This is a genomic window from Solirubrobacter deserti, from assembly GCF_027587175.1.
Classification (GTDB): Bacteria; Actinomycetota; Thermoleophilia; order Solirubrobacterales; family Solirubrobacteraceae; genus Solirubrobacter; species Solirubrobacter deserti.
Map to the genome: position 1 here is coordinate 16,888 of NZ_JAPCID010000059.1, position 20,995 is coordinate 37,882.

Here is a 20,995-nt window from a genome sequence, read left to right on the forward strand (position 1 = left end):
CGTACCCGCATGCGCGCAACCGCCACATTCGTCCTGTTCTTGGTCCTCCTGCTCACGCCCGCCAGCGCGAGCGCCGCCGACCGCCTCGTGCCGCGCGGGTGGCTCGGCGTGACGGTGGACGGGCCGCTCAACGACCCGGGGTACGCGCACGCGGCGGGCGAATGGGACCGGATGGCTTCAAGCGGCGTGGAGGCGGTACGGACCGCGTTCTACTGGCATTCCATCCAGCCGACCGGACCCGAGGCGTTCGACTTCTCCGTCAAGGACCAGCTCGTGCTGGCGGCGGCCAAGCGCGGCCTCGGCGTGCTGCCGGTCGTCCACGGCACGCCGGCCTGGGCCGCCCTAAACCCCGGCGATCCGGCCTCTCCCCCGCGTGACGCGGCCGACTTCGCCCGTCTGTTGACCGCACTCGTCACGCGCTATGGGCCCAACGGCTCGTTATGGGCCGAGCACCCTGAGGTCGTCAAGCAGCCGATTCGCGCATGGCAGATCTGGAACGAGCCGAACCTGATGCGGTACTGGAACGTCGCGCCTTGGGCGCCGTCCTACGCCGCGCTGCTCAAGGTCGCGCACCGGACGCTGAACGCCGCCGACCCCGGTTCGACCACCGTCCTGGCGGGCCTGCCGAACGAGAGCTGGAAGGCGCTGCAGGCGCTCTACGACGCGGGCGCGCGCGCGAGCTTCGACGTCGTCGCGCTGCATCCGTACACCGGCAAGCCCAAGAACGTGATCCGGATCGTGAAGATCATCCGGCGCGTGATGGAGCGCAACAAGGGCGCGACGCGCCCGATCTGGCTGACGGAGCTCTCGTGGCCCGCCGGCGTCGGCAAGACCAAGCAGGAGGGCGACTTCTCGACGACCGACTCCGGGCAGGCCAAGCGGCTCGAGCTGGGCCTGGAGCTGATCGCGCAGGCGCGGCGGCGCTACAGGCTCGACCGCGTCTATTGGTACACGTGGCTCTCGACCGAGGGGATCACCTCGAGCGGATTCGACTACAGCGGATTGCGCCGACTGCGTGCGGGTACGCTCGTGGACGCGCCGGCGCTGGCGGTTTTCCGGCGGGTCGCCCGCCGGCTCCAGGGGTGCGCGAAGCCGCTGGGCGACGCGCGGCGCTGCCGGACTTAGGCGTACGCTTATCCCGGCGTGCGGGACACCAGCGGGGGCTACGGCGCTGTCCTAGCAAAGCGGCCGATCCGTGATCTGCTGCTCGCTTCGCTGTGCGGCCGTTTCGCCTTCAACGCACTCGGGCTCGGCTTCGTGCTCTTCGCGACGGCCGAGACCGGGTCGATCGCGATCACCGGCGCGTTGGTCGCGACGTTCGCGATCACGACGGCGTTCGCGCCCGTGCGCGGCCGGATCGTGGACCGCCACGGCCCGGGAGCGCTCGCCGCGCTCGCGGCGGCCTGCTCGGCTTCGGTCGCCCTGGTCGTGGTGGCCGGGGCGCTGGACGGGCCGTCGTGGGCGTTCGTGGCGCTCGCGGGCCTCGCAGGGTTGTTCGCTCCGCCGCTGGGCCCGTTCGCACGCTCGGTCTGGAGCGGGCTGGCCGACGAAGGCGAGCTCCAGCAGCGCGTGCACGCGCTGGACGCGGCCGGCGAGGAGGCGGCGCTGATCGTCTCGCCGCTGCTCGTCTCGGTGTTCGTGCTGGTCGGCTCGCCCGGTCTGGCGTTGGGCGTGTGCGCGGGAGCGCTGGTCGCGGGTGCGTTCGTGGCCGGGCGGACTTCGCTGGCGCGCGCGCCGGCCGCGCGTACGGGCCCTTCGCCGCCGATCCCGGCTTCGCTGTGGCTCGTGTTCGTCGCCTTCCTACCGACGGCGGCGGCGCTCGGCGCACTGGACATCGCGCTCCCGGCGGCGGCGACCGAGCGCGGGCATCCGGCCGCGGCCGGCGCGTTGGAGGCCGCGATGGCGGTCGGCACGGTCGCCGGCAGCCTGCTGGCGGGGAAGGTCGTGCTCGGGACGATCCGGCGCCGGGTCGTCGTCTCGCAGGGACTGATGGCCGTCGGGTTGGCGGTCTCAACATTGTTCGCGACACAACTCGTGCTGCTCGGTGCAGTATTGGTCGTGCCGGGAATCGCTCTTGGAGCCCTGTTCGCGTCGTTGTATCTGCTCGTCGGCCGCCTCGCCCCGCGCGGTTCAGGCACGCGGACGTTCGGCTGGCTGGTGACGGCCAACAACAGCGGACTGGCGCTCGGAGCGGCCGCCGCGGGGGCGCTCAGCGACGCGTCCGGACCGGTGGCGGGCCTCTGGCTCGCAGCCACGTGTGCTCTGGCCGGAATCGCGCCCGCAGCGGGTGCGTTGATTTTGTCTGGACGCATACCGCTCACGAATCCGGCGACACGCGTCTGATGAGTAACTTCCGACTTATGGCGCGTTGGCGCTTTTCGGGGGAACCGAACACGGGGGGAGGGGTCATGGGCCACGTCAAGTGCTAAGCGCCTTTGTCGCCGCGCTTACCTGCGCGCTGAATCACCTACCAATCCGCACGGCCATACCGCCCCTGCGGCGTATACGCTTGCGCGCACTCGTGTCGAACCGGATCACACGCCCACGGGTTGCGCTCGCTGTACACGGCGCGGCGGCGGTTGCCCTTGTGCCCGCCTTCGTGTGGCTCGCTCCGCCGTCCTCGTGGGACCAGCCTGGTCTGCTGTTCGTCCTGCTGGCGCTGGCGGTGATCGCAGACGTCACGGAGATCACCATGCCGAACGGCCTCTCGTTCGACGCGGCGCTCGAGCTCGTGCTGATCACCCTGGTCCTGATGGGGCCGTTCCCCGCCTTCCTGGTGGCGGTGCTGCCCCTCGCGATCGGCGGATTGATACGCCGGGAGCGGATCGTCCGCCAGGGCAACCTGGCGAACGTCGCCGCTTTCGGCTGGGAAGCGCTTGCGGGCGCCGCGCTGCTGTCGGCGGCCGGCGTCTCGGCGTCCACCCTGGGCCTCGAGGCGCTCCCGTGGCTGCTGGCGGCCGGCATGGTCATGATGGTCACGCAGATCTCGGTCGGCCCGGCGCTCTACGCGCCGCTGTACCTGGGCCACCGCTGGACCGCCGGCCCGCAGATCATCGCCGACACGGCGCCCGCCACGATCGTGATGCTCACGCTCGCGGGCATCACCGTGCTGCTGTACCCGCTGGTCGGCGTGCTGTCGCTGGCGCTGTTCGCGCTGGTGGCGGTGGTCCCGCAGACCGCGCTGTTCCTGGCCGCACGCACGCGTCCGGTCGCGGCGCTGGACCCGCTGGCCGCGACGCGTCGCTACGCCTACGCGCTCGCCCTCCACCTGGGGCTGGATCGCGCCGAGCGCCGCCACCTGCTCCGCGTGACCGAGCTGGCCTTCGCCCGTCGCGCCGACGCCGGCGACCCGATCGCCTACGCGCGCCAGACCCTCCGCGACCCGTCTCGCGCCTCCTGGGAGGCCGGACACGTCGGTGAGTGGTGGAACGGCGGGGGCGGCCCCGCGGGCCTGCGCGGCTCGGTGACCCCGATCGCCTCGCGCATCGTCGCGGTCGCCGACACCTGGTCCGCGCTGACCGCCAAGGGCGGCCCCGAGCTCTCGCACGCCGACGCGCTGGTCGAGCTCGAGAACGCCGCCGGCACCCGCTTCGACCCGCGCGTCGTCCAGGCGTGCTTCGCGGTCGTCGCCGAAGAGCCCGTCTCCGAGCGCGAGCCTGCGCCGGTTCCGCGCCTGCACGCCCTGCGTGTCCCGGCGCCCCTGCGCCGCGCCATCGCGGCGGGTTAGCGCGCCCGCGCCACGGAGCGGACCACCGCGTCGACCTCGCCCGCGGTGCGCTCCCAGCGGAACTCGCGCGCGCGTTCCAGCCCTGCCGCGCGGAGCCGCTCCTGCTCGCGCGCATCGCCCAGCAGGGCCAGCAGCGCCTCACGGATCGCCTCGCCGTCCGGCTCGACCAGCCGCGCCGCGCCGCCGCACGTCTCCGGCAGCGCGGTCACGCCGGAGGCGACCACCGGCGTCCCGCTCGCCATCGCCTCCAGCACCGGCAGCCCGAAGCCCTCGTAGACCGACGGCAGCACGAACGCCACCGCGCCCGCGTACAGCGCCGGGAGCGCGGCGTCGTCGACGTGCCCGAGCAGCTTCAAGGCGCCCAGCCCGCTCTCGGCGGCGAACTGCGGCCGGTGCCCGCCCGCCACGCGCAGCTCCACGCCCTCGCGCGCCAGCGCCTCGGCCGCCGGCACCAACGCCCGCAGGTTCTTGCGCGCCGTGTGGGAGGCGACGCACAGCACGTACGGCCGCTCGGCCTTCTCCCCCGGCGCGAAACGCGGATCCACGCCGCCGTAGACGACGTGCGCGTCCACACCCAGCAGCTCCCGCAGCTCCCGGCGCGAGAACTCGCTCACGGTGATGACCGCCCGTGCGCGGCGCGCAATCAGCGGCAACACGCGCCGCTGGAAGCTCGCGTACAGGTTCGAATACCAGTCCGGGCGCCGCAGCGGCGCGGCGTCGTGGATGACGACCACGACGTTGCGAGCCGCCAGCGGCGCCAGGTTCGCCGGGCACAGCAGGGCGGGCGCGCGTGCGCTCAGCAGCGGCAGCACGGCCTGCTCCCACGCGTGCCCGGCCCGGTGTGAGAGCGCCTCCGGCGGGCGGTGCACGGTGTACGGCAGCCGGGCGGACAGCTCACGCGCCCACCGCTCGACCCCGCCGAGCTCCGGCCGGGCCGCCGCGCGCGCGTCGATCGCGGGCGCCGTCAAGGACGCAGGGTGAAGTAGGCCCGCTCGCCCTTGACGCTGGAGACGTCCACCTTCAGCGCCCCGAGCGCGCCGTTCTGCCCGGTCCGGAGCGTCGCGCGCGCCGTGCCGGCCTGCAGCGTCACACGCCCGTCGCGCGTTTCGACGACCTCCACCGTCTCGCCGTACTCCTCCTCGAAGTCGAGCTCGGCCGGACCGGACGTCTCCACCTCGCACACGCGGTTCGTGCACGAGAACTTGTACGAGCTCGCCGCGCACCCCGTCCACGCCGCCAGTCCGGTCACCACGATCACCACCACGCGCTTCATCGGTCGCACAGTATTGATGCGTGCGCTTTGATAAGCAGCCGCATGAAGAGGCCAGTGCTCCGTCGCCGTCCGGGAGACGTCGTCCGCCCCGCCGAGATCGCCGTGGCCGAGTCGCCCGCCGGCGCGCGCGTCTACCTGCGGGTGCTGGCGCGCGAGGACCGCGCCGAGTTCCTCGCCCTGGCGCGTGAGAGCCACCGGCTGCACCGGCCGTGGACGTACCCGCCCGAGCGCGCCGACCAGTTCGAGGAGCTCTACAGCCGCTCGCGCCGCGAGGACTTCCTGTGCCTGCTCGCGTGCCGCAGCGACACGGGCGCGATCGCCGGCGTGTTCACGATCAGCCAGATCGTCCGCGGCGCGTTCCAGTCCGCCTACCTCGGCTACTACGCGCACGAGCGCCACGCCGGGCAGGGTCTGATGCGCGAGGCGCTCGAGCAGATCCTCGCCCACGCGTTCGGCCCGCTCGGCCTGCACCGCGTCGAGGCGAACATCCAGCCCGGCAACCAGCCGTCGATCGCGCTCGCCCGCGGCGCCGGCTTCCGCCTCGAGGGCTTCTCCCCGCGCTACCTGCTGATCGGCGGCCAGTGGCGCGATCACGAGCGCTACGCCATCACCGCCGACGAGCACGCGGCCGCGAAGAACAGCGAAGCCGCCTAAAGCAATCGTTGACCGGTGCCGATCTCCCGGTCAACTCATGTCGCGTCTGTCCCTTGGATCCAAGCTCGCCGCTGCCTTCGGCGTCACCCTGCTGCTGTTGCTCGCCGTGACCGCCGTCGCGGTGACGAGGATGGGCGCGCTCGCCGACCGCACCGCGGACGCCAAGCGCGGCGCGGTCCTGGACGAGCAGATCATGTCGATGGAGATCGCCGCCCGCGAGGCGCTCGACGTCGAGGCCTCCGCGCTGCTGTACGGCGCGCCGAGCACGCTCGACGACCGCCTGAAGGCGGCGTGGACCACGGACGACGGCGACGCGTTCGCCGAATCACTGGCCGAGGCGCAGCGGCTCGCCGTGCTGGAGATGCCGCGCCGCCTGCGTGACAGCGCCGCAGCCGCCACGCAGCTGCAGGGGTCGATCACCCGCACGCTCGAGCTCGTGCGCGCGGGCGACCTCGACGCGGCGCGCGCGAACCGGCGCAGCACGAGTCTTCCTGCCTTTGACACCTTCACCGAGCTCAACCAGGCCGTCGAAACCAACTCCGAGGCGTTCAGCGAAGCGGCGTCCGTCGGCGCCGCCGAAGCCGCGAGCGGCGGCAAGCGGACCGTCATCCTCGTCGCGCTGTTCGCGCTGCTGATCGCCGCCGCGAGCGCCACGCTCATCATCCGCGGCGTCACGCGCGGTGTGCGCGCGATCCTCGACCGGCTCGGGTCCCTGCGTGAGCACGACACCGCCGACCTGTCCGGCGGCCTGGCCGCCATCGCCGCCGGCGACCTGACGCGGACGCTCTCGCCCACCACCTTGCCGCTCGAGCACAGCGGCGGCGACGAGATCGCCCGTGTCGCGCGCGCCGTGGACGAGATCCGCGCCACCACCGCTCACTCGATCGCCGACTACAACGAGATGCGCGCCCAGCTCGCGACCCTCGTCGGCGAGCTCGCGACGAGCGCCGGCACCGTCTCCTCCGCCTCCCAGCACGTCGCGACGTCCTCGGACGAGGCGGGGCGCGCCGTGGGTGAGATCGCTTCCGCCCTGACCGACGTCGCCCAGGGCGCCGAGCGCCAGGTGCGCATGGTCGAGTCCACCCGCGAAGCCGTGCAGGAGGCCTCGCGCGCCGCGTCCACCAGCGCCCAGACGGCGCAGGACACCGCCAGCGCGGCCGAGGAGGCCCGCCGGCTCGCCGCCGACGGCGTCGCTGCCGCCGGGGACGCCTCCGACGCGATCCGCCAGGTCGCCGAGGCCTCCGAGCTGGCCGGCCGCGCCATCCACGAGCTCTCACAGCGGTCCGAGCGCATCGGCGGGATCGTGACCACCATCACCGGGCTGGCGGAGCAGACGAACCTGCTCGCGCTCAACGCGGCGATCGAAGCGGCGCGCGCCGGCGAGCAGGGCCGCGGCTTCGCGGTCGTGGCCGAGGAGGTGCGCAAGCTGGCCGAGGAGTCCCAGGCCGCCGCGGGGCAGATCGCGGAGCTCGTGAGCGAGATCCAGGCCGAGACGGTGCTGGCCGTCAACGCCGTCGGCGACGGCGCCCAGCGCACGCAGCACGGCGTCGCCACCGTCGAGCGGACCCGCGCGGCGTTCGAGGCGATCGGCGGCTCTGTCGGCGAGGTCAGCGCGCGCGTCGGCGAGATCGCCGCCGCCGTGCAGCAGATCTCGGCCGAGGCGGGCCGGGCCGAGCACGACGTGGCCGAGGTCGCCGCGGTGGCCGAGCAGTCGTCGGCGTCCGCCGAGCAGGTGTCGGCGTCCACGCAGGAGACGTCCGCGTCCGCGCAGGAGATCGCCGCGTCGGCACAGGAGCTCGCGCAGACCGCCGAGCACCTCAACGGCCTCGTCGGCCGCTTCACCGTCGCAACCTAAAAGAGGCCGAGCTGCTGCTCGTAGATGAGCTCGGGCTCCGGAATCACCGGCTCGGGCTCGGGCTCCTCCACGACCACGGGCTCCGGCTCGGGCTGCTCGGGCGCGGGCAGCGCCAGCAGCGCCGGCAGCCGGTGGAAGTCCGTGCGCAGGATCTCCAGCATCGACGGCGTGTAGAGCGCCGCCGCCGGGTGGTAGATCGGGTACAGCCGGACGCGGCGGGGGCCGATCAGCCGCTCCTCGGCGCGCCCGTGCAGCCGCGTGATCCCGGTCGGGTCGGCGCGCAGCAGCTTGGTCGCGAAGTTCCCGAGGGTGCACACGACCTTCGGCTCGATCAGCTCCAGCTGCCGGAACAGGTAGTCCTGGCAGTTGTCGATCTCCTGCGGGAGCGGGTCGCGATTCCCGGGCGGGCGGCACTTCAAGACGTTGACCACGAAGACGTCGCCGCGCGTCATCCCGATCTCGCCGAGCAGGGTGTCGAGCAGGCGGCCGGCCTGGCCCACGAACGGGACGCCCTGCTTGTCCTCGTTGGCGCCCGGGGCCTCGCCGACGAACATCAGGTCCGCGTCGGCGTGGCCGGAGCCGAAGACCACGGTCGTCCGGCCCGCCGCGAGCTGCGGGCACTTCACGCAGCCCTGGGACTGGTGGAAGACGGCTTTGAGCTCCTCGCGCCGCTCCGAAGCGCTGGACATGGCGTCACGGTACCGCCGGGCACGGCAGAATCGGCCTGAATGCCCGCAAACTCCGCGACAAGAATGTCCGTGGCCGTGGTCGGCGCCGGCCGGATGGGAACGGTCCTCGCGCAGGCGCTCGAGGCGCGCGCGCTCCGGCGCGACGAGCCGGTTCCGGCCGACGTGGACGTGCTCCTGCTCGCCGTCCCCGACACCGCGATCGCCGCCGTGGCGGCCGCGATGCCGGAAGGCCCGCTGCTCGGCCACGTGTCCGGCGCCACCGGACTGGAGGTGTTCGGCGCCCGCGAGGGCTTCAGCCTGCACCCGATGATGTCCACGCCGCCCGGCAGCGACCCGAGCATCCTGCGCGGCGCGGGTGGGGCCGTGGACGGGACGTCGGACCGCGCGCTGGAGGTGGCCTTCGCCCTCGCGGACCGGCTCGGGCTGGAGGTCACCCGCGTGCCCGCCGAGGACCGCGTCGCCTACCACGCCGCGGGCGCGATCGCCGCGAACTTCCTGGTCGCGCTCGAGGCCTGCGCCGAGCGGCTCGCCGCCACCGCGGGCATCTCGCGCCGCCAGCTCGCCCCGCTCGTCCTGGCGACCGCGCGCCAGTGGGCGGAGATCGGTCCAGAGCAGGCGCTCACGGGCGCGATCGCACGCGGAGACGAGCTCACGGTCGAGCGCCATCGCGCCACGATCGCCGAGCGGACGCCTGAGCTGCTGCCGGTCTGGACCGAGTTGGCCGAAGTCACCCGCGCCGTGGCGGGTAGAAGAAGCTGGGCATGAGAACGATCCGCACCATCGCCGAGATGCGCGCCTGGCTGGGGAACTGCCGCGCCGAGAACCGGTCCGTCGGGCTGGTCCCGACGATGGGCGCCTTCCACGCCGGCCACCACTCGCTGATGCGGGCGGCCAAGGACGAGCAGGACGCGGTCGTGGTCAGCCTGTTCGTCAACCCGACGCAGTTCAACGATCCGAAGGACCTGCAGAACTATCCGCGCAGCGAGGCCAACGACGCGGTCGAGGCGTCCGAGCTGGGCGTCGACGTGCTGTTCGCCCCGCCCGCGAGCGAGATGTACCCCGAGGGGTTCGCGACGACCGTCAGCGTCGCCGGGCTGTCGGAGATCCTCGAGGGCGCCGAGCGCGGCCCCGGGCACTTCGCGGGCGTCTGCACCGTCGTCTGCAAGCTGCTGAACATCGTCGCGCCCGACGCCGCCTACTTCGGCCAGAAGGACGCCCAGCAGGTCGCGGTCGTCAAGCGCATGGTGCGCGATCTCGACCTCTCGTCCAAGATCGAGGTCCTGCCGACGGTGCGCGAGCCGGACGGCCTCGCGCTCAGCTCCCGCAACGTCCGGCTGAGCTCGGAAGACCGCGAGCAGGCGCTCTCGCTCAGCCGCGCGTTGTTCGCCGCGCGGGACGCGGTCGCCGCCGGCGAGCGTGACGTCGAGCGGATCCGCGCCGCCGCGCTCGCCCAGATCGAGGACCCCGAGTACCTCGCGGTCGTCGACCCGCTGACCTTCTCTCCACTGTCCACGATCGCCGCGCCCGCGCTGGTCGCGGTCGCAGCGCGCGTCGGACCCGTCAGACTCATAGACAACCTCGTGCTGGAACCCGTTCCGGCCCCGGTGGCGACCTGAGCCCTCAGGCGTCAACCAATCCCAGGAGGCACCATGTCCACCCCGCCCAAGGACCCGAACCGCAAGCGGATCACGCTCACCAAGCTGCACGAGATGCGTGCGCTGGGCGAGCCGATCGTGATGATCACCGCCTACGACCACCCGAGCGCGCTCGTGGTCGAGGAGGCGGGCGTCGACGTCGTCCTCGTCGGCGACAGCGCCGCCAACAACGTGCTCGGCTACCCCGACACGGTGCCGGTGACGGTGGAGGAACTGCTGATGCTCACCCGCGCCGTGCGGCGCGGGCTCAAGACGCCGCTGCTGGTCGGTGACCTGCCGTTCGGCTCCTACGAGGCCAGCGACGCGCAGGCGATCGAGACCGCGCACCGCTTCGTCAAGGAGGCGGGCTGCGACGCCGTCAAGCTCGAGGGCGGCGGCGCGATGGCCGAGCGGGCGCGCGCGATCGTGCGCGCCGGCGTACCCGTGATGGGGCACGTCGGGCTCACCCCCCAGACGGCCACGATGCTCGGCGGGTACCGCGCGCAGGGCCGCACCGCCGCCCGCGCCCGCGCCGTGCTCGAAGACGCGCTGGCGCTGCAGGAGGCGGGCGCCTTCAGCATCGTCTTCGAGGCCATCCCGGCCGACGTGACCGACGCGATCATGCCCTACATGGAGATCCCGATCATCGGCATCGGGGCGGGCGCGAGCACGGACGGGCAGGTACTCGTCCTACACGATCTGCTCACGATCCACGACGATTTCCAGCCGAAGTTCGCCAAGCGGTTCGCAGCGGTCAAGGACGAGATGCGCCGCGGCGTGGACGCCTACGCCGACGAAGTGCGCTCACGCACGTTCCCGGCGCCCGAGCACACCTACAACATCGCGCCCGAGGAGCTCGAGCGCTTCCGGGCCGAGTTGCCCGCCGTGCCGCGCACCCACGTCGGGTGACGCTCCGCGTTCACATATAGTGGCCGCGGGATGAGGCGGCTGTTCGATCTACTCGAGGAGGCGGCGCGCAATGCGGTGCGCGCCGCTGACCTGCTCGTGACCATTCTCGAGCAGTGGCCGGACGCCGCCGCGACGACGCGCGAGATGGTCGACTGCGAGCACGAGGGCGACCGCATCACGCACGACATCTTCAGCTGGCTCAACGAGGGCGGCAAGATGGCCTTCGACCGCCAGGACGTGATCACGCTCGCCTCGGCGCTCGACGACATCGTCGACTTCACCGAGGAGGTCGCGGACTTCCTCGGGCTGTACAAGATCGAGGCGCCGATGGAGGCCGCCGAGCAGATGGCCCGCGTCCTGCGCGACGCGGCCCGGCAGATCGCCGAGGCGATGCCGCGGCTGCGCAAGCTGCAGGACATCCACCCGCAGCGGCTCGAGGTCAACCGGCTCGAGGACGAGGGCGACCGGATCTACCGCGAGGCGGTCGCCGCCCTGTTCGACCACGGGATCGATCCGATGCTCGTGATCCGCTGGAAGGACCTCTTCGAGCGCCTGGAAGAGGCGATCGACGCCACCGAGCGCACGGCCAACACGCTCGAGGGCATCATCATCAAGCACGGTAAGTGATTTCGCGCAGCACGCGGGCGGGTGCGCCGGCCGCGATGCTGAACGGCGGGATGTCGGTCGTGACGACGCTGTTGGCGCCGATCACGCAGCGCTCGCCGACGGTCACACCGGACGTGATGACGACGTTGGCGCCGCACCAGACGTTGTCGCCGATGGTCGTCGGGCCCTTGGACGTGAAGCCCTGCCAGGTGATCGGCTGGTCGGGGTCGTCGAAGCGGTGGTTGCCGTCCGTGACGAAGCAGCCGTTGGCGAACATGCAGTGCGCGCCGATCGTGACCCGGTCCACCGCCGCGACCTGGACGCCGAGGTTGAGGATGCTGCCGTCGCCGATGTGGATGCGGCCCGAGCCCGTGAGCCACACGTTCGGCTCCAGCAGGACGTGCTCGCCGAGCGTGAGGCGGTTCTCGTCGAAGAGCTCGAGGATCTCGCCGTGGATCGGCCAGCGCGCGAACGAGCGCCGCTTCGCGAACTCGTAGTGGATGCGCGCGCGGTTCCAGGGGAGGGAGTTGCGTTGGTACCAGCGCCACTTCTGCGCCCACAGCTTGAGGTCGTCCACGTGGGCGATGTTATGCAGGGGGACGTAAAGCCGCGCGCAGCGCTTCCAATATGAGAGCCGACGGGCAAGCCTCGTGGGGTCACACCCAACGCAGGAGGCCTTTGTCTTGCGGCTCACCCCGCTGTACGCCGTAGTGTTCGCGCTTCTCTTCGCCGCTCCTTCCACCGCCGCCGTGCCGCATGTCGTGCAGCCCGGCGAGACGCTGTGGTCGATCGCGGCGGCCAACAACTTGACGACCCGCACCGTCGCCGCCTTCAACGGGCTGTCCGAGAACTCGCAGGTCGTGCTCGGCTCGACGATCCAGGTGCCGTCGACGTCGGAGGGCTACGCCGCCCTCCAGAACGCGGGGCTGGTGTCCTCGACGCCCGCCGCCACCGAGAGCGCTCCCTCATCGTCCGCCCCGGCCGCCGCTCCGGCTGCGCCCGCGCCGATGGGTGGCTACACGGTGCGCGCGGGCGACACGCTGTCCGGGCTCGCCGCGTCCTCGCGCGTGGCCGTGAGCGACATCGCGGCCATGAACGGGCTCGACCCGAACGGGGTCCTGCTCGCCGGCACGGTGATCAAGCTGCCGACGGGTGCTCCCGCCCCCGCGCGCGCCGCCGCGCCCGAGCCGGAGGCGACCGTCGTTCCGGCCGCCGCCCCCGAGCCCACCGCGACGCGCGTCGGCGCCGCGGACGTCCAGAACGTCGCCGCCCAGCACGGCGTCTCCCCCTCGCTCGCCACCGCCATCGCGTGGCAGGAGAGCGGCTTCAACAACGCGATGGTCTCCTCGGCCAACGCGCGCGGCGTGATGCAGGTCATGCCGGGCACGTGGGACTACGTGCAACAGAACCTCGCGCAGCGCCAGCTCAACCCCGAGTCGGCGCACGACAACGTGACCGCCGGCGTGCTCTACCTCAAGCAGCTGCTCAACCAGACCGGTGGCGACGAGAACGCTGCGATCGCCGCCTACTACCAGGGATTGGGGGCGCTGCAATCACGCGGCGTCTTTGACGACACGAGGCAGTACATCGCGAACGTCCAGGCGCTGAGACCGCGCTTCGGCGGATAGTTGAACGGCGGATCGGTCCGCGGCGAGATGATCTCGTCGCGGACCGTTCTTGGTATCGTTGGGCACGTGGCCGCCGTCTCCGCCCCGCCCGTTGACCTGATCTTCCTGCTCTCCCGGGCCGCGCATGCGCTCCAGACGGAGATGACCGCGGCGCTGGAGCAGATCAACGCCACCCCGCGCGCCTACTGCGTCCTCGGCAACGCGCGCAAGGGCGAGTACACCCAGAAGGAGCTCGCCGATCTCTGCGCGCTCGACAAGACCACGATGGTCGTGACGATGGACGCGCTGGAGAAGGATGGGCTCGCCGAGCGCCGGTCCTCCCCCACGGACCGGCGCGCACGCATCATCGCCGTCACGCCGGCCGGTGAGGAGGTCGTCGAGCGCGGCGAGCAGATCGTCAGCGCGCTCTACGCCGACGTGCTCGGGTCGCTGCCCGAGGATCAGCGGGAGGCGCTCGTGGGCGCGCTGCAGACCCTGATGAACGGCCGGCTCGCCGAGCCGGCCGAGTGCTCCGCGACCGTGCGGAGACCCAGGTCATCCTGATTTAGATCGTCTACTTCTAGATCATCTGGTACGGTTCGGTCTATGAAAGACCGAACTCGTGCCGTGTTGACCCCTGAGAACCGCTGGTTCGCGCTTGTCGTCTTATGCGTCGGGTTTCTGATGATCATCCTCGACTCGACGATCGTGAACGTGGCGCTGCCGTCGATCCAGACGGACCTCGCGCTGTCCTCCGACGGGCTGGCGTGGGTGATCAACGCGTACCTGATCGCGTTCGGCGGGCTGCTCCTGCTGGCCGGCCGGGTGGGCGATCTCATCGGCCGGCGCCAGGTGTTCCTGGCCGGGCTCGCGCTGTTCACGTTCGCCTCGCTGCTGTGCGGGTTCGCGGCCGAGGCCTGGCAGTTGATCGCGGCCCGGTTCCTGCAGGGCGTGGGCGGCGCGCTGGCGTCCGCCGTGATCCTCGGCATGATCGTGACCATGTTCCCGACGCCGCGGGAGCAGGCCAAGGCGATCGCCGTGTTCTCGTTCGTCGGCTCCGCGGGCGCTTCCTTGGGCCTGCTGCTCGGCGGCGTCCTGACCCAGTTGCTGAGCTGGCACTGGATCTTCTTCGTCAACGTGCCGATCGGCGTGGTCGCGTTCGTGCTGGCGCGGCCGCTGCTCGCGCGGGAGCCCGGGCTCGGGCTGCGCGCCGGCGCTGACGTCCCGGGCGCCGTGCTGGTGACGGCGGCGCTGATGCTCGCCGTTTACACGATCGTCGACGCGGAGTCGTGGCTGCTCGGCGGCGTCGCCTTCGCGCTGCTGGCCCTGTTCGTCGCTCGCCAGGCCACGGCGGAGCGCCCGCTGCTGCGCCTCGGCCTCCTGAAGTCCCGCGACGTGGTCGGCGCGAACGTCGTCCAGATGGTCGCGGTGGCCGGCATGCTCGGCATGTCCTTCCTCGCCGTCCTGTACCTGCAGCGCGTGCTCGGCTACGACGCGTTCACGACGGGCGTCTCCTTCCTTCCCATCTCGCTGGCGATCGGCGTGCTCTCGCTCGGCTTCTCCGCACGACTGATCATGCGCTTCGGTGCGCGGCTCGTGCTGCTCCCGGCGCTGGCGCTGATGGCCGTCGGCCTGTTCCTGCTCGGCCAGGCGGGCGTCGACGGGCAGTACTGGGTCGACGTGTTGCCGGCCCTGCTGCTGATGGGCGTCGGCGCGGGCCTGGTCATCCCGGCCCTGATGACGCTCGCGATGGCCGGCGTCGCACCGCAGGACTCGGGCCTCGCCTCCGGGCTGATCAACACGACCCAGCAGGTCGGCGGCGCGTTCGGCATCGCGATCCTCGCCAGCGTCGCGGCGCGCGAATCCGGCGGTGGCGAGGACCCGGCCTCGCTCGTCGCGGGCTACAGCGCCGCGTTCGAGCTCGCTGCGGCCCTGGCGGCCGCCGCGCTGGTGATGGCGGTCGTCGTGCTGCGCCGCCGCCCGGCCGTTGCGGCCGAGGCGGCCGTGGAAGAGCCGGCGGTCGCGGTGACCGTGTAGCGCGCCAGACGGCGGGCGCCCCGCCGCCGCCTCGCGATCGGTCACTTGACCCCCGCAGAGGGGGTCAAGTGACCGATGGCGTGCGGGTTCAGGCCGCCGCGGGGACCTTGCGGGCGCGCGGTTTGCGCTTGGGCTTCGGGGCCGGGGGGGTGAGGTCGCGCAGGAAGCGGCCCGTGTGGGACTCCTCGACGGCCGCGACGTCCTCCGGGGTGCCGGCGGCCATGAGGGTGCCGCCCTCCTCGCCGCCTTCGGGGCCCATGTCGATCAGGCGGTCGGCGGTCTTGATCACGTCCAGGTTGTGCTCGATGACGACGACGGAGTTGCCGGCGTCCACGAGGGTCTGAAGGACCTCGAGGAGCTTCTGGATGTCGGCGAAGTGCAGGCCGGTGGTGGGCTCGTCGAGGATGTACAGCGTGCGGCCGGTGGCGACCTTCGCCAGCTCGGAGGCGAGCTTGACGCGCTGGGCCTCGCCCCCGGACAGGGTCGTGGCGGGCTGGCCGAGCCGCATGTAGTCCAGGCCGACGTCGTGCAGGGTCTGCAACCGGCGCTTGAGCTTCGGGATGTGGGCGAAGAACTCGAGCGCCTCCTCGACGGGCATGTCGAGGACGTCCGCGATGGTCTTGCCCTTGAAGCGGATGTCCAGCGTCTCGCGGTTGTAGCGCTTGCCGTGGCACTGCTCGCACGGGACGTAGATGTCCGGGAGGAAGTGCATCTCGATCTTGATCTGGCCGTCGCCCTTGCAGACCTCGCAGCGGCCGCCCTTGACGTTGAACGAGAACCGGCCGGCCTTGTAGCCGCGGGCGCGGGACTCCTGCGTCTTGGAGTACAGGTCGCGGATCTGGTCGAACAGTCCGATGTACGTGGCCGGGTTCGACCGCGGGGTGCGGCCGATCGGTGACTGGTCGACCTGGATGATCTTGTCCAGGTGCTCGAGGCCCTTGATCGTCTTGTGCGCGCCCGGGCGCATGCGCGCGCGGTTGAGCTTGTTGGCGACGGCCTTGTAGAGGATCTCGTTGATCAGCGTCGACTTGCCCGAGCCGGACACGCCCGTGACCGCGCAGAACACGCCCAGCGGCACCTTGACGTTGACGTTCTTGAGGTTGTTCTGGCTCGCGCCGACGATCTCGACGTAGCCCGTCGGCTTGCGGCGGGCGCCCGGCGCCTCGATCCTGCGCGTGCCCGAGAGGAACTGGCCGGTGAGCGAGTGCTCGACCCGCATGATCTCCTCGGCGGTGCCCTTGGCCACCACGTGCCCGCCGTGCTCGCCCGCGCCCGGGCCCATGTCCACGACGTAGTCGGCCGCGCGCATGGTGCCCTCGTCGTGCTCGACCACGAGCACGGTGTTGCCGAGGTCGCGCAGGCGCTCCAGCGTCGCGATCAGCCGCTCGTTGTCGCGCTGGTGCAGGCCGATCGACGGCTCGTCGAGGATGTAGAGCACGCCCACCAGCGACGAGCCGATCTGCGTGGCGAGCCGGATGCGCTGCGCCTCGCCGCCTGACAGCGTGGCCGACGCGCGCTCCATCGACAGGTAGCCGACGCCCACGTTGTCCAGGAAGCGCAGCCGCTCGTCGATCTCGCGCAGGATCAGCCGCGCGATCGCCCGGTCCTGCGACGAGAGGTCCAGCCCGTCCAGCCACTCGATCGCGCGCTTGGCGCTCATCGCCGTGAACTCGTGGATCGGCAGCCCGCCGACCTTGACCGCGCGCGACTCGGGCCGCAGCCGGGCGCCCTTGCACTCCGGGCACGGCCGCATGGACATGTACTCCTCGATCTTCTCGCGCGACCAGTCGGAGTCGGTCTCCTTGTAGCGGCGCTCGAGGTTCGGGACGATGCCCTCGAAGGTCGTCATGTACGACCGCTTGCGGCCCATCCGGTTGCGGTAGGAGACGTACAGCTTCTCGCCGTTGGTGCCGTACAGGAACAGGTTGTGGATGTCGTCCGAGAGCTCCTCCCACGGGGCATCGACGTCCACCTCGTAGCGCTCGGCGATGGCCTGCGTGATCTGCTCGTAGGAGCTGTTGGCGCCCGACGACCACGGCAGGATCGCGCCCTCGTTGATCGACAGCGACGGATCCGGCACGACCAGCTCCGGGTCGATCTCCATCATCGAGCCCAGGCCCGTGCAGCGCGGGCAGGCGCCGTGCGGCGCGTTGAACGAGAACGAACGCGGCTCGAGCTCAGGCATCGAGATCCCGCAGTGCAGGCAGGCGAAGCGCTCGGAGTAGGTGTGGATCTCCGGCTCGCCCTCGCGCGGGACGGTCTCCACCTCGAGGATGCCGTCGGCCAGCGCGACCGCCGTCTCGACGCTGTCCGCCAGGCGCTTGCGCAGGTCCGGCCGCATCACCAGACGGTCGACGACGACCGAGATGTCGTGCTTGAACTTCTTGTCCAGCACGATCTCTTCCTCGAGCTGGCGCAGCTCACCGTCCACCTTCACGCGCGTGAAGCCCTCGGACCGCAGCTCGGCCAGCTGCTTGCCGTACTCGCCCTTGCGCCCGCGCACGATCGGCGCCATGACCATGAAGCGGGTGCCCTCTTCCATGCCCATGATCTGGTCGATGATCTGCTCCGCCGACTGGGCGGCGATCGGCCGGCCGCAGTTGAAGCAGTGCGGCTTGCCGATCCGCGCCCACAGCAGGCGCAGGTAGTCGTAGATCTCCGTCACGGTCCCCACGGTCGAGCGCGGGTTCCTCGAAGTCGTCTTCTGGTCGATCGAGATGGCCGGCGACAGGCCCTCGATGGAGTCCACGTCCGGCTTGTCCATCTGCCCCAGGAACTGGCGCGCGTAGGCGGACAGCGACTCCACGTAGCGGCGCTGGCCCTCCGCGTAGATGGTGTCGAAGGCCAGGGACGACTTGCCCGACCCGGACAGGCCCGTGATGACGACGAGCGAGTCACGCGGCAGCTCGACGGTGACGTCCTTGAGGTTGTGCTCGCGGGCGCCCGAGACGACGATGGAGTTCTGGCGGCTGGACATAAGACCGCCTCTCAGTCTAGGCCCCGGGCGGACGGACTTTTCGAACAGACGTTCGCTAGGAGCGGGGAACGCGCACCGGAGCGGTCAGCAACCCGGCGTCGAGCAGCTTGTCCTCGAGGTAGACGAGGAACGGCTCCACCTGCAGGTCCTCCCCGGTTGCCCGCCGCAGCAGCTCGCGCGAGTCGAACTTGCGGCCGTGCCGGTGGATGTTGTCGCGCAGCCACTCGCGCAGCGGCCCGAAGTCGCCGGCGGCGATCGCATCATCGACGTCCGGCAGCTCCGCGCGCAGGCCCTGCCACAGCTGGGCCGCCATCAAGTTGCCGATCGTGTACGTCGGGAAGTAGCCGATCATGCCCGCGCCCCAGTGGATGTCCTGCAGAACGCCCTCGTGGATCGACGGCGTCTCAAGGCCCAGGAGCCGATGCGTCGCCTCGTCCCACGCGTCCGGGAGGTCGGCGACGGAGAGCCGCCCCTCGACCATCGCCAGCTCGAGCTCGAAGCGCAGCGCGATGTGGAGGTTGTAGGTCGTCTCGTCCGCCTCGATGCGGATCAGCGAGAGCCGCACCTGGTTGACGGCGCGGTAGAGCTCGCCCGCGTTCCACGCGTCGAACGGATGGCCGAAGTGGCGCTGCATCACCGGCAGGACCCAGTCGCAGAACGGCTTGCCGCGACCGACCAGGTTCTCCCACAGCCGACTCTGGGACTCGTGGGTGCCGAGCCCGGCAGCGTCGGCGAGCGTCGTCCGGTAGTGGGACGGCGACATCTGCGCCTCGTAGAGCCCGTGCCCGAACTCGTGCAGGCAGGAGTAGAACGCCATCGAGAGGTCGTCGGGCTCCCAGCGCGTGGTGAGCCGGACGTCCGTGTGCGCCATCGAGCGCGCGAACGGGTGCACGGACGGGTCCAGCCGCCAGTGCTCGGCGTTGTACCCGAGGGCGTGCAGCAGCTCCTCCGCGAACGGCTTCTGGCGCTCGACCGGGAACTGGCCCGGGAACAGGCGCCCGTCCTCCCCCGCCGCGGCGGCCGCGGAGACGAGCGGGACGAGCTCCTGCTGCAGGACGCCGAAGATGTCGCGGATCTCGGCCGTCGTGAGGCCCGGCTCGTAGTCGTCGAGCAGGATGTCGTACGGGTGCGCGTACTCGCCCGTGTCGTCGAAACAGGCGATGTAGCGCTGTTGGAGCTCGAGGATGCGCTCGAGCGCGGGCGCGAAGCGGGCGAAGTCGCTGCGCTCGCGGGCCTCCAGCCAGGCCTGCTGCGCGTGCGCGGCGGCCGAGGACATCTCGGCGGCGAGGTCCGTCGGCACGCGGACCGCCTTCTCGTGGTCGCGCTTGAGGGTGGCGATCAGGCGGACGTCGTCGGAGTCGGGGTCCTCGGACGCGGCCCAGGGCGCGAGCTCCTCGAGGATGCGGCCGAGCTGCGGGTCGGTCAGCCGCGAGTGCTGGATGCGCTCGAGCGCCTCGAACTGATCGGCGCGCGCACTCGCCCCGCCCGGCGGCATCATCGTGTTCTGGTCCCACAGCAGCAGACCGCCGATCCCGTTCAGGTCCGCGATCTCCCGCGCGCGGCGGTGCAACTCGGCGAGTTCGTTCATTTCTGGGCCCGCGCGTAGACGTCGTCGAGCAGGCCTTCGGCGTCGGTGAGCTCGAAGTGCTCGGCCAGGTACGCGGCCGTCTCTTCGCGCGAGGAGCCGCTGAGCGCCATGTTGAGCGCGATCAGCCGCGCACCGGCGTCGTCGGCGGGGAGCGCGGAGACGGGGGCCGCGTCGGCGGGGGAAGAGGAGTCCGCGGGCGGAGCGGGCGCCTCGGCGGGCGGCGGCGCGGCGCCGGCGACGTCCGCCTGCAGCTGCTGGAGGCCCTCGGTGAGGCGTTCGCCGGAGGCGCGGAGCGCTTCGAGCAGGCGGCCGAGCTCGGACTCGAGGGCGTCGAGCTGGGCCAGCATGCCGGACGTGGCCTGCTGGACCTGAGCGACGTGGTCGGAAGCCTCGCGCGCGGCGTCGGAGCGCACCTGGGCGACGCTGCGCTCGGCGGCCTCGAGGATCTCGCGGACCTGCTCGGAGGTGGAGGCGGCCAGCGAGGGCGCGGGAAGCGGCGCGTTGGCCTCGAAGGCGTCCGCCACCCGGCGCAGGTGCTCGTCCACGGCGGCTGGGTCGTAGCCGCGACGACCCGTCGGGAAGTCACGGCGCAGGATCCGGTCGCGATCCACGACCGCTCAGGATAGGAGGCACACCCGCGGCCTACGGCAGTTGTGGACGACCGGACGAGTCCCGGACGATCAGGCCGTCGCGTTCGAGACCCGCCAGGGCCCGTTCCAACCGCTCGCCGTCCAGCGGGAAGGGCTCGCCGGCCAGGAGCGAGGCGACGACGCGCCCGCGCGCCCAGCGGTCGGTGTCCTCGAACTTCTCCTTCTTGACGCGACGGGCCGGCGCGACCACCAGCCGGAGGCAGCCACGCTCGACCGGGCACCGCGCGCAGTCGGGTACCCGAGGGCGGCAGACGGTCGCCCCGAGCTCCATCATCGCCTGGTTGAACACGGCCGCCCGCCCGCGCGGCAGCAGCGCGTCGGCGCGCGCGTCCACGTCGACGTCGAGCCCTTCACGCCGGGTGATCACGCGGCGCACGTTCGTGTCCACGGCGGCCATGTCCCGGTCCCAGGCGAACGAGGAGACGGCAGCCGCCGTGTACTTCCCCACGCCGGGCAGCTCGGTGAGGTCCGAGGGCCAGCCGTGCTCGGAGACGAACACGGCAGCGCGCTGCAGCGCCAGCGCCCGGCGGTTGTAGCCGAGGCCCGACCACAGCGCGAGCACGTCCCGCGTCGGAGCGGCGGCCAACGAAGCCGCGGTCGGAAACGCGGACAGCCACCGCTCGTAGTACGGCACCACCCGCAGCGCCTGCGTCTGCTGGAGCATCACCTCGCTCACGAGCAGCGCGTACGGGTCGCGCGTCTCGCGCCAGGGCAACGGCCGGCGCACCCACTCGTACCAGTCCAGCAGCGCTTCTACGTCCACACACGGACCATAGAAGCGAGAGCGGT

At 71.7% G+C, this 20,995-nt stretch carries 20 protein-coding genes; 12 read left to right on the forward strand and 8 right to left on the reverse strand.

The annotated features are described in order from the left end of the window. The first annotated feature begins 9 nt into the window (after positions 1-9). The 3 genes from OJ962_RS28790 to OJ962_RS28800 all read left to right on the forward strand — a co-directional run bounded on the left by OJ962_RS28790 (position 10) and on the right by OJ962_RS28800 (position 3,727). On the forward strand, positions 10-1,125 hold the full coding sequence (locus tag OJ962_RS28790) for a glycosyl hydrolase (protein WP_202953994.1): 1,116 nt from the start codon (positions 10-12) through the stop codon (positions 1,123-1,125). A gap of 18 nt (positions 1,126-1,143) precedes the next feature. Next, positions 1,144-2,343 (forward strand): MFS transporter, encoded by a 1,200-nt coding sequence (locus OJ962_RS28795; RefSeq protein ID WP_202953993.1) that lies wholly within the window; start codon positions 1,144-1,146, stop codon positions 2,341-2,343. Positions 2,344-2,587: 244 nt separating this feature from the next. Continuing rightward, positions 2,588-3,727, forward strand: a complete 1,140-nt coding sequence (locus tag OJ962_RS28800; protein WP_202953992.1) for an HD domain-containing phosphohydrolase — start codon at positions 2,588-2,590, stop codon at positions 3,725-3,727. Here the strand turns inward: OJ962_RS28800 and OJ962_RS28805 are convergent. Together OJ962_RS28805 and OJ962_RS28810 are read right to left on the reverse strand one after the other, a co-directional pair. Beyond that, complete coding sequence (locus OJ962_RS28805) at positions 3,724-4,695, reverse strand: glycosyltransferase family 4 protein (protein ID WP_202953991.1); 972 nt, start codon at positions 4,693-4,695, stop codon at positions 3,724-3,726. The genes OJ962_RS28800 and OJ962_RS28805 overlap by 4 nt on opposite strands. Continuing rightward, positions 4,692-5,000 (reverse strand): hypothetical protein, encoded by a 309-nt coding sequence (locus OJ962_RS28810; protein ID WP_202953990.1) that lies wholly within the window; start codon positions 4,998-5,000, stop codon positions 4,692-4,694. Before OJ962_RS28810 ends, OJ962_RS28805 begins: the two co-directional genes overlap by 4 nt. Positions 5,001-5,042: 42 nt before the next feature. On the opposite strand from OJ962_RS28810, the gene OJ962_RS28815 reads away from it, so the two are divergent. Beyond that, positions 5,043-5,654, forward strand: coding sequence for a GNAT family N-acetyltransferase (locus OJ962_RS28815; protein WP_238931351.1), 612 nt, complete (start codon positions 5,043-5,045; stop codon positions 5,652-5,654). 37 nt (positions 5,655-5,691) lie between these two features. Then, complete coding sequence (locus OJ962_RS28820) at positions 5,692-7,509, forward strand: methyl-accepting chemotaxis protein (protein ID WP_202953988.1); 1,818 nt, start codon at positions 5,692-5,694, stop codon at positions 7,507-7,509. Here the strand turns inward: OJ962_RS28820 and OJ962_RS28825 are convergent. Further along, entirely contained in the window at positions 7,506-8,198 is a 693-nt protein-coding gene (locus OJ962_RS28825) for a uracil-DNA glycosylase (protein WP_202953987.1), read from the reverse strand. The genes OJ962_RS28820 and OJ962_RS28825 overlap by 4 nt on opposite strands. Before the next feature lie 63 nt (positions 8,199-8,261). On the opposite strand from OJ962_RS28825, the gene OJ962_RS28830 reads away from it, so the two are divergent. From OJ962_RS28830 to OJ962_RS28845, 4 genes are read left to right on the forward strand one after another with little or no spacing between them, the layout of a single operon-like run. Further along, on the forward strand, positions 8,262-8,963 hold the full coding sequence (locus tag OJ962_RS28830) for a DUF2520 domain-containing protein (protein WP_238931350.1): 702 nt from the start codon (positions 8,262-8,264) through the stop codon (positions 8,961-8,963). Then, on the forward strand, positions 8,960-9,814 hold the full coding sequence (panC, locus tag OJ962_RS28835) for a pantoate--beta-alanine ligase (RefSeq protein ID WP_202953985.1): 855 nt from the start codon (positions 8,960-8,962) through the stop codon (positions 9,812-9,814). The genes OJ962_RS28830 and panC overlap by 4 nt, the downstream gene beginning before the upstream one ends. A gap of 33 nt (positions 9,815-9,847) precedes the next feature. Beyond that, complete coding sequence (panB, locus tag OJ962_RS28840) at positions 9,848-10,741, forward strand: 3-methyl-2-oxobutanoate hydroxymethyltransferase (RefSeq protein WP_202953984.1); 894 nt, start codon at positions 9,848-9,850, stop codon at positions 10,739-10,741. 30 nt (positions 10,742-10,771) lie between these two features. Beyond that, positions 10,772-11,368 carry a DUF47 domain-containing protein gene (locus OJ962_RS28845; RefSeq protein ID WP_202953983.1) on the forward strand — a complete coding sequence of 199 codons (597 nt, stop codon included), beginning with the start codon at positions 10,772-10,774 and terminating at the stop codon, positions 11,366-11,368. Here OJ962_RS28845 and OJ962_RS28850 read toward each other — a convergent pair. After that, on the reverse strand, positions 11,352-11,924 hold the full coding sequence (locus OJ962_RS28850) for an acyltransferase (protein ID WP_202953982.1): 573 nt from the start codon (positions 11,922-11,924) through the stop codon (positions 11,352-11,354). The two genes, OJ962_RS28845 and OJ962_RS28850, sit on opposite strands and share 17 nt — an antisense overlap. Before the next feature lie 133 nt (positions 11,925-12,057). On the opposite strand from OJ962_RS28850, the gene OJ962_RS28855 reads away from it, so the two are divergent. From OJ962_RS28855 to OJ962_RS28865, 3 genes are all read left to right on the forward strand, one after another. Then, positions 12,058-12,975: a LysM peptidoglycan-binding domain-containing protein gene (locus OJ962_RS28855; RefSeq protein WP_270006775.1), complete on the forward strand. Its 918-nt coding sequence runs from the start codon at positions 12,058-12,060 to the stop codon at positions 12,973-12,975. A 66-nt stretch (positions 12,976-13,041) separates the two neighbouring features. Next, positions 13,042-13,518 (forward strand): MarR family winged helix-turn-helix transcriptional regulator, encoded by a 477-nt coding sequence (locus tag OJ962_RS28860; protein ID WP_270006776.1) that lies wholly within the window; start codon positions 13,042-13,044, stop codon positions 13,516-13,518. 42 nt (positions 13,519-13,560) lie between these two features. Next, positions 13,561-14,991, forward strand: coding sequence for an MFS transporter (locus OJ962_RS28865; RefSeq protein WP_202953980.1), 1,431 nt, complete (start codon positions 13,561-13,563; stop codon positions 14,989-14,991). Between the two features lie 88 nt (positions 14,992-15,079). On the opposite strand, the gene uvrA is transcribed toward OJ962_RS28865, so the two are convergent. From uvrA to OJ962_RS28885, 4 genes are read right to left on the reverse strand one after another with little or no spacing between them, the layout of a single operon-like run. After that, complete coding sequence (uvrA, locus tag OJ962_RS28870) at positions 15,080-17,968, reverse strand: excinuclease ABC subunit UvrA (protein ID WP_202953979.1); 2,889 nt, start codon at positions 17,966-17,968, stop codon at positions 15,080-15,082. A 55-nt stretch (positions 17,969-18,023) separates the two neighbouring features. Further along, entirely contained in the window at positions 18,024-19,556 is a 1,533-nt protein-coding gene (locus tag OJ962_RS28875) for a carboxypeptidase M32 (RefSeq protein WP_202953978.1), read from the reverse strand. Next, positions 19,553-20,167, reverse strand: coding sequence for a DivIVA domain-containing protein (locus OJ962_RS28880; protein WP_202953977.1), 615 nt, complete (start codon positions 20,165-20,167; stop codon positions 19,553-19,555). Before OJ962_RS28880 ends, OJ962_RS28875 begins: the two co-directional genes overlap by 4 nt. Before the next feature lie 31 nt (positions 20,168-20,198). Continuing rightward, complete coding sequence (locus OJ962_RS28885; protein ID WP_202953976.1) at positions 20,199-20,969, reverse strand: A/G-specific adenine glycosylase; 771 nt, start codon at positions 20,967-20,969, stop codon at positions 20,199-20,201. Positions 20,970-20,995 lie beyond the last annotated feature (26 nt).

What these genes read in the sequence shown, in the direction of transcription:
- OJ962_RS28815 (WP_238931351.1), top strand. Translation starts at nt 5,043, where the DNA reads ATGAAGAGGCCAGTGCTCCGTCGCCGTCCGGGAGACGTCGTCCGCCCC.
- OJ962_RS28790 (WP_202953994.1), top strand. Translation starts at nt 10, where the DNA reads ATGCGCGCAACCGCCACATTCGTCCTGTTCTTGGTCCTCCTGCTCACG.
- OJ962_RS28830 (WP_238931350.1), top strand. Translation starts at nt 8,262, where the DNA reads ATGTCCGTGGCCGTGGTCGGCGCCGGCCGGATGGGAACGGTCCTCGCG.
- uvrA (WP_202953979.1), bottom strand. Translation starts at nt 17,968, where the DNA reads ATGTCCAGCCGCCAGAACTCCATCGTCGTCTCGGGCGCCCGCGAGCAC.
- OJ962_RS28810 (WP_202953990.1), bottom strand. Translation starts at nt 5,000, where the DNA reads ATGAAGCGCGTGGTGGTGATCGTGGTGACCGGACTGGCGGCGTGGACG.
- panC (WP_202953985.1), top strand. Translation starts at nt 8,960, where the DNA reads ATGAGAACGATCCGCACCATCGCCGAGATGCGCGCCTGGCTGGGGAAC.
- OJ962_RS28865 (WP_202953980.1), top strand. Translation starts at nt 13,561, where the DNA reads ATGAAAGACCGAACTCGTGCCGTGTTGACCCCTGAGAACCGCTGGTTC.
- panB (WP_202953984.1), top strand. Translation starts at nt 9,848, where the DNA reads ATGTCCACCCCGCCCAAGGACCCGAACCGCAAGCGGATCACGCTCACC.
- OJ962_RS28820 (WP_202953988.1), top strand. Translation starts at nt 5,692, where the DNA reads ATGTCGCGTCTGTCCCTTGGATCCAAGCTCGCCGCTGCCTTCGGCGTC.
- OJ962_RS28825 (WP_202953987.1), bottom strand. Translation starts at nt 8,198, where the DNA reads ATGTCCAGCGCTTCGGAGCGGCGCGAGGAGCTCAAAGCCGTCTTCCAC.
- OJ962_RS28845 (WP_202953983.1), top strand. Translation starts at nt 10,772, where the DNA reads ATGAGGCGGCTGTTCGATCTACTCGAGGAGGCGGCGCGCAATGCGGTG.
- OJ962_RS28875 (WP_202953978.1), bottom strand. Translation starts at nt 19,556, where the DNA reads ATGAACGAACTCGCCGAGTTGCACCGCCGCGCGCGGGAGATCGCGGAC.